Below are 14,141 nucleotides of genomic sequence, written 5' to 3'. Positions count from 1 at the left end.
CGTTTTCGCTATAAAGAATTTGCGATAAGTCAAGTCTTTTATAAGAAATGAGACTGCGTCAAAGGTCATTGATTTTTTAACTTCCTCCATTAGGAGTGGTTAAAAAATATTTCAACATAAATAGGGAGGAATAATGAATGAATAATAAGAAAATGTTAATGTCTGTAACAGCAGGAGCAGCAATTGCATCAATCATTTTTACCGCGGAAGAGGCTGAAGCCGCATCCTATAAAGTAAAAAACGGTGATTCTTTGTGGAAGATTGCCCAAAAGTATAATACAAGCGTTTCAGAACTAAAATCGATCAACAACTTATCTAGTAGCTTAATCTTTCCTAACCAAATCATTGAAACAACCAAAAATGGAAGTTCTTCCAACCAGTCCAGTTCAAATAATTCCAGTACTCATTCCAATAACTCGAATAGCAGTTCTAGCAGCAATGCCAAGAAATACACTGTAAAACGCGGTGATACTTTGAGCGGTATAGCTTTCAAACACAATATATCGATACGTAACCTAATGAAATGGAACAATTTGAATTCCACACTCATCTACCCTGGTAATGTTTTCGTAGTGAGCAAAAATGGGACAGGCAGTAATGCGGGCTCAAGTAACCATTCGGGTGGAAATTCAAGCTCTGGAAATAGCTCGTCCAGCGGATCTAGTAGTTCCTCAAAGACGTATGTCGTTAAATCTGGTGACACACTATCTGAAATCGGAGCAAAATACAACGTATCAGTATCCAATTTAAAACGTTGGAACAACTTGCGCTCAGATCTCATTTTCGTCGGTCAAAAGCTTCATATTGGAAAAAAAGCAAACTCTAATTCTGGTAGCTCCAACGGATCATCAAGTGGAAATAGCGGAAGTGGGTCAACTGGAAACGCGAACGTAGATTTTAATGTCAATAAAGTCGTTAGCACTGCCAAAAGCTTTCAAGGTGTACCTTATGTTTGGGGCGGATCAAGCCCTTCTGGATTTGATTGTAGCGGCTTCATCCACTACGTCTACAATAAAGGTGGAAAAAGCATGGGCCGCACATCTAGTGACGGATATTACAACAGATCCTATCACATTAACAATCCAAAAGTAGGCGACCTTGTCTTCTTTGCAGGCACCTATCGCCCAGGAATCTCGCATCTAGGCGTTTATTTAGGAAACAATAATTTCATTCATGCAGGAGCAAATGGCGTAGAAATTAGTAATCTAAATAACTCCTACTGGAAAAGCCATTTCGATAGCTTTAAACGTTTTTATTAACATAGAATACAAGATAAGTTATAAGGAAGCTTTGCAATGTTTTGCAAAGCTTTTTATCGTGGTTTCTGGTTAATCGGGTGGAACGTCCGGTAAAGGGAGGTTTCCTTTGACATGAGCGAGATTTCGCGCGGGATGAGCGTGTTCTACCGGGCGGGAGCGAGTTTCCGTGCGCGAGGTGCGATTTCTACTCGGACAGGAGCGAGCCCCCGCATGCGAGGTGCGTGTTCTACTCAGACAGGAGCGAGTCTCCGTGCACGAGGTGCGTTTTCTACTCAAACGGGAGCGTGTCTCCGTGCGCGAGGGGCGTTTTCTACTCGGACAGGAGCGAGTCTCAGCACGCGAGGTGCGTTTTATACTCGGACGGGAGCGATTTCAGCACACGAGGAGCGGTATTCTCTCGGACGGGAGCGATTTCAGCACACGAGGAGCGGTATTCTCTCGGACGGGAGCTAGTTCCTGCGCGCGAGGTGCGATTTCCACTCAAACGGGAGCGAGTCTCAGCACGCGAGGCGCGGTATTCTCTCAAACGGGAGCGTATTCCAGCGCGCGAGGTGCGATTTCTACTCGGACAGGAGCGTATCTCCGTGCATGAGGTGCGGTATTCTCTCGGACAGGAGCGAGTTTCTGCGCGCGAGGTGCGTTTTCTACTCAAACGGGAGCGAGTCTCAGCACGCGAGGCGCGGTATTCTCTCAAACGGGAGCGTATTCCAGCGCGCGAGGTGCGTTTTCTACTCGGACAGGAGCGAGCCCCCGCATGCGAGGTGCGTTTTCTACTCAAACAGGAGCGAGTCTCAGCACGCGAGGTGCGATTTCTACTCGGACAGGAGCGTATTCCATATCTCGACGTACGGGAGACGACTTATCTCGGAGAAGTTGACGAGGTTCAGTTTACACCAACTCCATCACAATATTATAAATCGTAATTAAAATAATGATTAACAGTGTTATATTAAAAATACGTTCTACAACACTTGTGGATATTTTTTTGACTAAATTACTTCCAATCATTCCGCCAAGAATTCCACCAGGAACCATAAACCAAATCATGGATAAATCATAGGGCGCATATCCAGTCGAAATTGCTACTAAAATGAGTGAAGATAGTTGCGAGAAAAAGATAATAAATATGGAATTAATACTGGCATCCTTTGTATTCATAGAAAAAATGTATACTAACAGAGCAACATTTAAAGGTCCTCCTCCAATGCCTAAAAAAGCAGATAATAAACCAAGAATAAACCCAACGAATAATATGAGGGCACGATTTTGCACCTGGTATGTTTTAATTCGATGATTATACTTCATAAAAATAAAGATAATGATTAATAAAATAGCTAATAGTATAGATTGAATCATACCTATAACCGTAGATAAGCCTGATTGGACAACGAAATAATTAAAAATGCCTTTTCCAATGAAACCACCTGCAATCGAGCCAATTGCAATGAATAAACTATTTGTCCAATTGATATGTAAACTAGAATTTCGCGCTTTGACTATGGAAACGACAGACATAGAAAAAACTGTTGCTGCAGAAAGTATACCAATCGTCGATAAATTGTAATGCCCTAACATATCTAATAAAGGCTTCATAATAATTCCCCCGCCTAAGCCAGCCATTGCTCCAGCGGTGCAGGCGATCAACCCTATTAAGAAGTAAATTATAAAAATGATCATCATCTCACTTTCTAAGTTGTGGGGCAGTAAATTATGTCATGTTCTTCATGAAGCCGGACAGAGCGCGTTCGGTTGTTTGGTTACGCCATAGCATCAAATTTGATGCTTTCTTATCTTTCAAGAAAAACTTGGTTATCGCCAATTGTTTATGATGAAAGCCGTCCGTTTTCGTTCTCTGCAAACAGGCCACTGGTTATCCCAAATACCATATAGAGTATATAATTATCCAAATAAAATCTCATTCTATTGGGTTTATTGAATGAAAGTAAAATCAATTGTTTTTCTTAACGATAAACCCGGAAATTGTATAAAAAACTCGCCTTCAAGTTCTTCCCTATCAGATGACGGATCTTCTAATTCTATACAGCGTAGTGTAAGGTTATAAAAGGGAGCTTCCATTAGCACGGTTTTCTCTCACCCCCGCCAATTGTTTCGTACTTCAATGTATAACCTAAAAAGGACGTAGGTGCTGCTATCTTCCCATCAGCTTTGCCCACATCTACCGACATCTTACAGTAGAGAAACTTCAATGCATAAGTTGTTCTAATTGACTCTGCAATCCTTCACTTGACATCTTTAATACTTCAAGCGCCAATCTTACAGCACCTCATTTCGACATCCATGCAACATCTTTTATTTTAGCACAAAAACATAAAAATCTTGTGAAGGGTGTTTGAACAGCGATATTCTTCCTCTGTTTTGTTTCTTCATCAGCAGGTTATCATGATAATATGAACGAAAAGGGGGGCTATTTTGCAAAAGAAGTTGCTGGCTAGTTGTCACACTCACTGCAAGTAAAATGAAATGCGCATTTTTTAGAAAAACGCGGCTTATCGCCAAATCAAACCTTTATGGATATGTAGTTTTCTTGTAACATGAACGAAAGGATAAAGTTTGTAAAGTAACTTGCTGCGCATCCTTTTTCCACTCAGCAGCCAATGCTAACAAAAAATTGTTGTGTGGTGACATTTTCGTTAACCAAGCGCTTCTTCCTATTAAAAAATAAACTTACATGCAGAAAGGATGTTTACATTGCAAAAAACATTTACACTTACAACGCATCGTCATACTGATATGATCGATATCACAATCCAGCTGGAACAATGGATTTATGAATTAAAGGTTATTAACGGAATGATGGTTGTATCTTCCTTGCATACAACTGCAGGAATTACGGTGAACGAAAATGCTGATCCCGATGTAAAAACAGACATGCTGATGCGATTAGATGAAATTTATCCTTGGGAACATGCAGAGGATCGGCATATGGAAGGCAACACTGCTGCACATTTAAAAACAAGTACGGTTGGTCATGCGCAAACGCTCATTATCCAAGATGGAAAACTTGTTTTAGGTACATGGCAAGGTGTTTACTTTTGTGAATTTGATGGTCCACGAAAGCGAAAATTTCATGCTATGGTGATTCCAGAATAAAAAAGATTGGAGAGAAGCTTTTAAAGTCGATCATAAAATAACTTGTCACACGCTCGAAGCAATGCAGTTTTATCCCAACACATTTAAGGGAACTTGAAAGAGGACAAGCCCCCTCTTTTTAATCTGTTGGATAAATTTGATCCACCAAGCGGTTATGATACTATCATTTTGCTTATCCAATAGTGCTTTGTTCAACAGATGAAACAGGAAATGGTTCCTATTATCAAACTTGATGTTAGGAACCATTAAAAAAAGTCCTGCCATTACTTCAGTGTCAGTGTCAAAGTAGTCCTTCTTCGTTCTTTTCCAAAGTCACTTAAAAAACTTAGCTATCGAAGTCTTATATCGACAGAATACCGTCGTTTTGCTTATACTATTAACCCGTAAAAAGTTTAGCTTTGCTAAAGTACAAAAAAAAGCTAGTTTCTTTCCCTGTTCACTGATCGTAAGGGGAGTAAACTTCCCACGAATGCAATTGCAGCGGCAGCTAGAAATAATTTGTCAAAGCCGAAAACTGCTATTGTCGCCACACTACTAAAAACCAGCAAATCACAAACCGAATCAATAATAGATAGCAATGAGATCGTTGTTGCTCTTACCTTTGAAGGAATTATATCGTTAGCTAATTGCGCATATACCGGGTAGCGTACAGCACCAACAAATCGAAGCAAAACCATAATAAAGAGTAAAATCCAAAGATTTTCACGGTAAAAAGCTGCTAATAACAATCCGAATACGGCAAGAGCACCCGTTATATATAAAAATAGAATTCGAGAAATGCGAGATGTCATCCACCCAATAGACCGAGAAACGAAAAAGCTAAATACGGAAAGTCCCGCAAGCGAAAAACCAATGAAATAGACAGGCAAGCCGGCGTCTAGAAGTAACTTGTCACTAAAGTTATCAAAAATTGCTACAGATGGGATAAATACCAGTGTGATATTTAAAAACATCCATAACAGCTGAGGTGCTTTTTTTATTGCTAGCACCCCTTCTTTCACTTGTTTAAAAGGATTTTCGCGATAGCTCCCATGTTCTGGTGGATTTTTTGCAAAAGTTAACAATACAATTTGCAAGCTTTGAAAAAAAACACCTAATGCAATAAGCAGGACAAATTGCTCATCTGTCAAATTTTGAGCTATAATAGCGCCTAGTATTAATACAATAACCATGACCATAAATTGCGCGGATTGGATAATTCCAAGTGCTTTATCTAGCATATTTTCTTCATTTGATTCTTTTAAAGATTCATAGATAAAAGCTTCATCAGCACCACTAAAAAACGTTACACTGAATCCACTTAAAAGACTACTAATGACAAATACCCATGGGTCGTATGCCCAAATTAACATTGCATGACTAATAATACTTAAAAATGCTCCAATCATAAACGACATTTTTGCACCATATCGATCCGCAAACATACCTGTTGGAATTTCACCAATTAATACGCCAGTACTCCAAAAGAGTAATAACCATAATATAGATGCTTCATCCAGTCCACGAGAAAAATAAAATAATGCTAAGACTGGTTGAATAAATCGAACACTGCCAAATAATTCCGCCCAAAATAACACACGAATGTTTCGTGAAGCTAATGTACCTTGTTTCAATGTTTCATCCTCCTGCTTCCTGTTTATTTCGCTATAAACAAGCAGGAGTGAACAACGATGGAATTTTTTTAACTCTGCTTACCCATTTTTTTCTATGCTATGCAAAAACCACATATATCCCATTTGAAATGACTTACAACTGAAAATAAAAAGCATTTTCAAGCGCGTTTTAAATACAATCGCTTAACTCCATGGACATTTTTGCAGAAAGCATGTTGGATAATCCGTTATTTTTCTTATCCTAATTTTTCACCCCTACTTGTTGGTTTGAGAAAAATCGTTTGTCTTTTTTGCACATTAATGACCTCCTAACAAAATATATACTTTAATTATACAGAAGTGGATCAAATAGAAAAGACATAAATTTTTAAAATTTTTATAACTTAATACAGGTTAAACATTGAAGAAAATGTTTTTTAAACACAACTATCCAAAAACCACAATACGGTGTAGTTTCATTAAATATCCACATAATATATGTAGCACAAAAATGTGTGACCCTTATGCGAGAACGAAGATTAAGGGAGCGCGCAGATGCACGCTCCCTTTCATTTACTACTTCTGTCTATTTGCGAGATCTTGTTCTGCCATTTTTATCATACGCTTCACCATCTCGCCACCCACGGAACCATTTTCTCTTGCAGTAGTATCGGCGCCAAGATCGACATTAAATTCATTAGCGATCTCATACTTTAGGGAGTCGACTGCTTTTTCTGCACCTGGCACTTCTAACTGATTACGGTTTCGTCGAGCCATCGGAAACACTCCTAATGGGAAAAGTAGTAGAACAGTAAATACTGTTCAGTAATAGTATGCGTGGGTGCAGCTGGTACATACATGGCAATATAAGGATGCATGATTATGTGTCAATGCATTATCGCTATGTGATAACAGACAACTTTACGCTTTCAAATGCATTCAAGGTGAGTAACATCTTGATGTATAAGACGAAAAACTTCTACTTTTATACGCTGAACCAGTAAGTTCTATTTTTATGCCCCATAGTTATTTATATAAAACGCATGAACTATTTATTGAGCGACATTGATATATACCACACAAATTTCTAACCTCCGCTCGCACGGTTACCAACGATGGGCGGTTCTCGATATATGCCGAAACACTTTTCCTTTGGCTTCGGCCCGCATCCTAAGCATACATATATTTCTTTTCCTGCATCATTCTTTATTGTAAGAACAAAGGCTCGGGGCGCCCGGTTAGCAACGTAGCGAGTGGAACGAAACGACTAAAGTTTTAGGAATCATGATGAGATGGTGTTGACGAACCAATGATGACTTATCGTAGGGCAATGGAGTGAAATCGCCTAGTGCTGGGCGCTGGAGTCGGACGTGGCTAATTAACTTAGTAAGTTTATCCACAGCTGCAAATTTTTTTAATTTCCTAGACAACAAAAGAAAAAAAGCTTATCTCCTATTGGAAATAAGCTTTTTTTTATTATCTATTATAGACGAGTTACGTTAGCTGCTTGTGGTCCGCGGTTTCCTTCTACGATTTCGAATTCAACGTCTTGACCTTCTTCAAGAGTTTTGAAACCGTCAGCTTGGATAGCTGAGAAGTGAACAAATACGTCGTCTCCGTCCTCACGCTCGATGAAACCAAATCCTTTTTCTGCATTAAACCATTTTACTTTACCAGTCATTAAAATGACCTCCTTATTCAAATATCGTGCAAAGTAATTGAATCATGAATACTTTTACACCACTTTGATAAAGAGATCGTAAAGTATTATATCCAAACTTCAATTTCCTTTTGCACCTTTAACTTTACCCTTTTCTGAAACAAAATGCAAGTGTATACATCTAAAATTTGTAATATTTTTTTCCATTAGTAGTTTTTTTTGAAATTTCCCGCAAAAATATTACCTATTTCTGTATTTAAAAAGCACTGTCAAAACCTAAGACAGTGCCTTTATGAGCATTATTTATACAACAACATCATAACCTTGTTCTTCCACTGCTTCTCGCATTGCTTGAATGTTTGTTTGTACATCATCATAAGTTACATCTACTTTTCCTGTATTTAAATGTACTTCTACTCCTGTCACACCTGGTAATGCTTCGAGTGCTCCTTTTACTGCTTTTTCGCAATGACCACAAGTCATTCCTTTTACATCTAAAGTTGTTTGCATAGCGCAAATCTCCTTTCAATACTTTTAAGATTTATCTTCAACAAGTCTGATCAAACAACAACTATCGATGCTTTTCGTACGAATAGCTTTTAATCAGTTCCTGTTGAAATATTTATAGAGAAGCTAATATGGAAATGTTTATTTCCCTATAGCTTTACCCGCTTTAATCGTAAGGAATTTGATACGACACTTACAGAGCTAAATGCCATTGCCGCACCTGCAATCCAAGGTGCAAGTAAGCCAACTGCTGCAATCGGAATTCCTGCTGTGTTATAAGCAAAAGCCCAAAATAAGTTTTGGCGAATATTTTTTATCGTTGCATGACTTGCTTTAATCGCCTTTGGAATCAATAATAATTCGCCACCTAAAATAGTTACATCAGCAGCTTCTATTGCCACTTCTGTACCTGTTCCAATTGCAATACCAATATCGGCAACAGCTAATGCTGGAGCATCATTAATACCATCACCAACCATCGCTACATGCTTGCCCATTTCCTGTATCATTTTTACTTTATCCGCTTTTTCCTCTGGTAAAACTTGCGCAATCACATGATCGATACCAACCTGCTTGGCGATTGCCTTCGCTGTTCGTTCATTATCGCCTGTTAGCATAATAACTTCAAGTCCTTCGCTTTGTAGCTGACTGATCGCTTCTTTCGCTGTTTCTTTCACCGTGTCCGCTACGGCGACAATTCCTTCAAACTGACCATCTACAGCGATCAACATGGCAGTTTTCCCATTTTTTTCAAAGGATTGCATGGTCGTTTCTTCCTGCTGGTAAGCAATGTTGTATTTTTCCATTAACGTCCTTGTTCCTACAAGAATCATTTTTCCATTCACTTGGGCAGAAATACCGTGACCAGGTATTGCTTGAAATTCTTCCGTATCGAATAACTCCAAGCCCTTTTCTGTTGCCCCAGAAACAATTGCTTCTGCTAGTGGGTGTTCAGAACTTTTTTCCGCACTTGCAACTAACTGTAAAACTTCATCCGTACCCGTGAAATCCGTTATTTCTGGTTTCCCTTTGGTAATTGTTCCTGTTTTATCAAAAATAATAGCATCTAGTTGGTGTGTACGCTCTAAATGCTCCCCACCTTTAAACAAAATCCCCTGTTCGGCAGCTTTACCAGTTCCGACCATAATCGATGTTGGCGTTGCTAAACCGAGTGCACAAGGGCATGCGATGACTAGAACAGCAATGGATGCGACTAATGCCGACTCCAACTCCCCTGGTGTCACAAAAGCAATCCAAATAATAAATGTGAGCATTGCGATTCCAACAACAATTGGTACGAAATAACCCGAAATAATATCTGCCAAACGTTGGATCGGCGCTTTTGAGCCTTGCGCGTCTTCCACTACTTTTACAATCGAAGCTAAAGCCGTATCTTTTCCTACCTTAGTCGCTTCCATTTCTATCGTTCCATTTTTATTCATCGTTGCGCCAATTACTGTATCTTTTAAATCTTTTTCCACTGGTAATGATTCACCAGTAAGCATCGATTCATCAACAGCCGTACGTCCTTTGATAACAACGCCGTCTACAGGTATTTTCTCTCCTGGTTTCACAATGAGGCGGTCACCGAGAACGACTTCTTCAACAGGTATCATCGCCTCTTCATTATTTCGAATGACACGTGCCTGTTTTGCTTGTAGATTCAATAATTTAGAAATTGCCATCGTCGTTTTACTTTTCGCTTTTGTTTCTAAATACTTTCCAAACAAGATAAGCGTAATTAAAATCGCACTTGTTTCGAAATAAAGATGTGGCATATAGTCAGGATTGCCAATCGTTTTTATTGCTTCATATAAACTATAAAAATAAGCAGCACTCGTTCCTAAAGCTACGAGTACATCCATATTGGCTGCTTTATTACTAAGATTTTTATATGCGCCGTCATAAAATTGCCAGCCAATAATAAATTGTACAGGTGTCGCTAAAGCAAATTGGAACCACGGATTCATAAAAATACTTGGTAGGCTAAGTCCAAACAAATGATCAAGCATCGTTACCAAAAGAGGTATAGATAAAATAGCCGATAGGATAAGTTTCGTTTTCATACGTTGGATTTGCTTTTCTTTATGGCTTTGCTTTTCTTCTTTATTTGCTCTTGGCTGGGCTTGATAACCTAATTTTTCAACTATGCCAATAAATTTTTCTTCGTCAATGAATGACGGCTGATATTCGATAACAGCTGTTTCATTAGCAAGATTTACTGTCGCATTCTCCACACCTTGTTGTTTGGACAAGACTTTTTCAATCCGGTTCGAACATGCTGCGCAAGTCATACCCGTAATATCAAATTCAACCTTTTCCGTTTCCACACCATACCCTAGCTTTTCAATTTTTTCCGTAATATCTTCTAAGGAAACTTTTCCCGGGTCGTAATTTAAGTTTGCTTTTTCGGTTGTTAAATTCACCTGTGCTTCTACACCGTCCACCTTATTCAGTACTTTTTCTATGCGACTAGAACAGGCCGCACAAGTCATACCAGTTACTCCAACTGTTACATGTTCCTTCTCTTGCATTCTCCTTCACCTCACTTATTGACTCATACCTTAAGAAAACTAATATCGCTAAGTCTTTATGACGAGCAAATACACGATACAGCTTAAAGATTTTATACTTTAGATTATTTCGCCAGAACACTGCATGCCGATTAAAAATTTTGCTTTTCAAAGTGAATATTTTTTAAAAGAACACTTTTAGGAGTGCATGACCTTTTTATTTGGACAGCTGTTTTAACACTTCCATTAATTCATCAATAGCTGCTTCCCCTTGCCCTGATTGTACTGCATGCGATACACAATGCTTCGTATGCCTTTCCGCAATGGAAAAACCTACTTTTTTAAGCGCTGCATTAATGGCACTAATTTGGACTAAAATATCAATACAATATCTATCTTCTTCCACCATTTTCTGCACGCCTCGAACTTGACCTTCTACCCTTTTCAGCCGGTTCGTTATCGCGGATATTTCATCCTTTGTTCGAGGCGTTACAGGATGTTCTGGTTTTGCCGTTGTCATCTATATCAACTCCATTTCTTATTTTTTACTACTCACACTTATACTATACCCCCCTATTGTATTTTATGCAATATGTTTGCTTATAAAAATGTATAACAAATATAAACTGCTGCAAAATTAAAAGCTGGGACTGAATTAGAGTTTATAACAACCCGTTTTTTGCCAATTTCTCAAATTTAAAATTACATCACCATGAACAAAGGCTCGGGGCGCCCGTTTAGCAACGTAGAAAGTGGAACGAATCAACGAAAGTTTTAGGATTCATGCTCCTGCAACAGGAGTATGCCGGCTCCCTCCGGCAAGCCCGTCTTTAGTCGGCCTTTCTATTTAGAACAAACCAATGATGACTTATCGTAGGGCAATGGAGTGAAATCGCCTAGTTGCTGGGCGCTGGAGCCAGACGTGGCTAAATAACTTAGTAAGTTCATCCACAGCTGCTAAATTTTATAATTTCCTAGACCACAAAAAAACCTTTCCAGCAAAAACTTGCCAAAAAGGTTCATAGTTAGTTTCGTAAATAGCTTCTGCAACGAGTAACCCTAAAATGCATAAACAAAAAACGCAATCAATCCTATCAAAATGGTCACTGCATATATCCAGATGAGTATTGGCACATTTGATTTCAACGATTTCGTTTCATATTCCATCGAACGTTGCAATTCACTTTGAGCGGTTTCACCTTCTGCTTCATATTGCTTCATTTTTCTCTCTTCCTGCTTAAACACGTACAACGTGCCCCCAAGAGCAACAAGAAATAAACAAAATAAGAAAATAATTAATGCCATATTCATAGTAATAATCCCCCCACGTTTACACGTATTTTTAATAAAATTAACGATTGCTATGTCGAACATTACAATATACGTTTTATTATGTTCATTCGAGTAATTAGAAAAACGTGAATTAACGCCAAGCTTCCATGGAGAGTCTACGTTTCACTTAAAACTTCTAATTTCCTTAATATGAAATAAAACTTTTTAACATTGTAAGTTCTCGACTGCCCCTTCATTTATAGCTATCATAACTTTTACATGAATAGGAGCAATTTGCAATTCTTTTCAAGCAATTGTCAAAAAAAGTTAACGTTTTCATGATTTTCTGTCTACGCTAATTTGTATGGAAGGAATTATTTACTTATGCGTGCGCAATTTAGCCAACATGAGAATGGAGAGAGCAATTTTCCGAAGTACGGAGGGTTAATTCTTGCGTATGGTGAGCGTTTTTTCGTTCGAGGTGAGCGTTTTTACGCTCGGGCGAGCGCTTTTTCGTTCGAAATGAGCGCCTTTACGCTCGGGGCGAGCGCTTTTTCGTTCGAGATGAGCGATTTTACGCTCGGGGCGAGTGCTTTTTCCTACGGAGCGAGCGTCTTTATGCTCGGGCGAGCGCTTTTTCGTTCGAGATGAGCGATTTTACATTCGAGATGAGCGCCTTTACGCTCGGGGTGAGCGATTTTTCCTACGGAGCGAGCGTCTTTATGCGGGCGAGCGTTTTTTCGTTCGAGGTGAGCGATTTTACGCTCGGGGCGAGCGCTTTTTCCTACGGAGCGAGCGTCTTTATGCTCGGGCGAGCGCTTTTTCGTTATAGGTGAGCGATTTTACACTCAGAGCGAGCGCTTTTTCCTACGGAGCGAGCGTCTTTATGCTCGGGCGAGCGCTTTTACACTCGGAGCGAGCGCTTTTTCCTACGGAGCGAGCGTCTTTATGCTCGGGCGAGCGCTTTTTCGTTATAGGTGAGCGATTTTACACTCAGAGCGAGCGCTTTTTCCTACGGAGCGAGCGTCTTTATGCTCGGGCGAGCGCTTTTACACTCGGAGCGAGCGCTTTTTCCTACGGGGCGAGCGTCTTTATGCTCGGGCGAGCGCTTTTTCGTTCGAGGTGAGCGATTTTACACTCTGGATGAGCGTTTTTACGCTCGAGGTGAGCGCTTTTTCGAAGAAGGGCTTTTTAAAAAAAATGTGAAAAGCCGCTGGTCCAGTTTTTTCCAATAGGCAATTCTAATAATGGCTCATTTATTTAACAAATTTATTCTTCCTTATTTATACTACCTCTTGTTTCGTTTCCAATATTAAATTAGCATGTACGAGACGTTTTCGTACAGCGATTCCTATCCAGCTAGCTAATGCAGCTTTCATCAATCCAACGATGATAAATGGATAGACCCCAGCTACTAATGCTGCATTCCATGAAAGATCTAAAATAATTTTCAACTGCGTTGTCCCAAATGCTAATGTAATAAACATACCTATTATATTTGCAAGTAAAGCATTTTGGAAACGAAAGCTTGTCTTTTCGAGAATGAAACCTGTAACATATGCTGTAGCAATAAAACCAAAAATATATCCTCCTGAAGGGCCGACTAACACATGTGCGCCACCGCTAAAGCCAGCAAAAACAGGCACCCCTGTACCTCCAATTACCGCATAGCAAATCATCGCTAACGCACCTTGTTTACTGCCTAAAATAGTTGCCGTAATTCCGACTGCTAAAGTTTGTCCACTTATCGGTATTAGTGGTAATGGTATTTCTATTTGCGCCAAAATAGCTGTGAGTGCTGCAAACAAAGCACAGTTAAGCATGAAGCGAAGTCTTTTTCGTTGCTGTTCCATGTTAATAAATCCCCCCATTTCACATAAACGTTCATGTTTTTTCAAAATTGTACTTGGAAAAAAGAATATTGTCAACTTCACTAACATGATAGTTTACATTTAGAGTGAGCAATTTATTGTTTAAACGTTCTATATTAGGGAGAAGCAATAATACGTCATTCAGTAAATGCCATTAATCGATGCATTTTTAAATAATTAAAATATAAATGAATATTGAATATAGCAAAGAGTACTAGAGATAATGATAGTTATTCAGTCTTCTTTTTCATTTAAAAGTAACTTATTTTAAACCGGCTACTTCCTTATAGCGTTAAACGTACTTAATCAGGAGACGAGCGACTTTTCCTATGTTCATGAGCTATTCTCGGATCACG

General features: G+C 39.1%; 11 protein-coding genes. 2 read left to right on the top strand and 9 right to left on the bottom strand.

Features of this window, described 5'->3' with window-relative positions; translation table 11 throughout:
• Positions 1-137 precede the first annotated feature (137 nt).
• Positions 138-1,259 carry a C40 family peptidase gene (locus BUB45_RS06490; protein WP_073006513.1) on the top strand — a complete coding sequence of 374 codons (1,122 nt, stop codon included), beginning with the start codon at positions 138-140 and terminating at the stop codon, positions 1,257-1,259.
• An 888-nt stretch (positions 1,260-2,147) separates the two neighbouring features.
• On the opposite strand, the gene BUB45_RS06480 is transcribed toward BUB45_RS06490, so the two are convergent.
• Positions 2,148-2,936 (bottom strand): sulfite exporter TauE/SafE family protein, encoded by a 789-nt coding sequence (locus tag BUB45_RS06480; RefSeq protein WP_244527670.1) that lies wholly within the window; start codon positions 2,934-2,936, stop codon positions 2,148-2,150.
• Between the two features lie 1,032 nt (positions 2,937-3,968).
• On the opposite strand from BUB45_RS06480, the gene BUB45_RS06475 reads away from it, so the two are divergent.
• On the top strand, positions 3,969-4,370 hold the full coding sequence (locus BUB45_RS06475; RefSeq protein ID WP_073006509.1) for a secondary thiamine-phosphate synthase enzyme YjbQ: 402 nt from the start codon (positions 3,969-3,971) through the stop codon (positions 4,368-4,370).
• A 419-nt stretch (positions 4,371-4,789) separates the two neighbouring features.
• Here the strand turns inward: BUB45_RS06475 and BUB45_RS06465 are convergent, their stop codons facing one another.
• The 8 genes from BUB45_RS06465 to BUB45_RS06425 form a co-directional block, all read right to left on the bottom strand.
• Complete coding sequence (locus BUB45_RS06465) at positions 4,790-5,983, bottom strand: MFS transporter (RefSeq protein WP_073006506.1); 1,194 nt, start codon at positions 5,981-5,983, stop codon at positions 4,790-4,792.
• A 555-nt stretch (positions 5,984-6,538) separates the two neighbouring features.
• Positions 6,539-6,739: an alpha/beta-type small acid-soluble spore protein gene (locus BUB45_RS06460; RefSeq protein ID WP_073006504.1), complete on the bottom strand. Its 201-nt coding sequence runs from the start codon at positions 6,737-6,739 to the stop codon at positions 6,539-6,541.
• A 706-nt stretch (positions 6,740-7,445) separates the two neighbouring features.
• Positions 7,446-7,643 (bottom strand): cold shock domain-containing protein, encoded by a 198-nt coding sequence (locus BUB45_RS06455; protein ID WP_050351294.1) that lies wholly within the window; start codon positions 7,641-7,643, stop codon positions 7,446-7,448.
• 282 nt (positions 7,644-7,925) lie between these two features.
• Positions 7,926-8,132 (bottom strand): copper chaperone CopZ, encoded by a 207-nt coding sequence (copZ, locus tag BUB45_RS06450; protein WP_073006502.1) that lies wholly within the window; start codon positions 8,130-8,132, stop codon positions 7,926-7,928.
• Positions 8,133-8,278: 146 nt separating this feature from the next.
• Entirely contained in the window at positions 8,279-10,663 is a 2,385-nt protein-coding gene (locus BUB45_RS06445) for a heavy metal translocating P-type ATPase (RefSeq protein ID WP_073006500.1), read from the bottom strand.
• Positions 10,664-10,859: 196 nt separating this feature from the next.
• The gene (locus BUB45_RS06440) at positions 10,860-11,162 is read right to left on the bottom strand and encodes a metal-sensing transcriptional repressor (protein WP_073006498.1); all 303 of its coding nucleotides are present in this window, start codon (positions 11,160-11,162) and stop codon (positions 10,860-10,862) included.
• A 539-nt stretch (positions 11,163-11,701) separates the two neighbouring features.
• On the bottom strand, positions 11,702-11,953 hold the full coding sequence (locus BUB45_RS06435) for a hypothetical protein (RefSeq protein WP_073006497.1): 252 nt from the start codon (positions 11,951-11,953) through the stop codon (positions 11,702-11,704).
• A 1,244-nt stretch (positions 11,954-13,197) separates the two neighbouring features.
• Complete coding sequence (locus BUB45_RS06425) at positions 13,198-13,767, bottom strand: biotin transporter BioY (protein ID WP_073006493.1); 570 nt, start codon at positions 13,765-13,767, stop codon at positions 13,198-13,200.
• Positions 13,768-14,141 lie beyond the last annotated feature (374 nt).

This window comes from Virgibacillus chiguensis, assembly GCF_900129865.1.
GTDB classification, from domain to species: Bacteria; Bacillota; Bacilli; order Bacillales; family Amphibacillaceae; genus Virgibacillus; species Virgibacillus chiguensis.
The sequence above is the reverse complement of the archived record's forward strand: the minus strand, read 5'-3'. Positions and strand labels throughout refer to the sequence as shown.